The following is a 291-nucleotide window of genomic DNA, read 5'->3' on the forward strand; positions in this document are numbered from 1 at the left end:
TATCGCGCATATCACTTGAAAGACCAGATACACCAAACAAGCCTGACTGTTTATTCAACATGTTAACAACGTCTGCAGCATCTTTAAACTCTTCAACATTCGCAATCAGATAAGGAATGATAGCAGGATCAATATCCCCTGAACGAGTTCCCATCATCGGACCAGCCAGAGGTGTGAAGCCCATTGACGTATCCACAGATTCACCATGATAGTTAGCAGTGATGGATACACCATTTCCGATATGAGCCGTAATTAATTTCAATTCTTCAATTGGACGACCCAAAACTTTTG

The 291-nt window shown here is 41.6% G+C and carries 1 pseudogene; it reads right to left on the reverse strand.

The features are described 5' to 3' along the window. A pseudogene (locus tag HUK49_RS10780) lies at positions 1-291 on the reverse strand (acetate kinase); the annotation flags it as partial.

This window comes from Limosilactobacillus portuensis, assembly GCF_014838735.1.
GTDB classification, from domain to species: Bacteria; Bacillota; Bacilli; order Lactobacillales; family Lactobacillaceae; genus Limosilactobacillus; species Limosilactobacillus portuensis.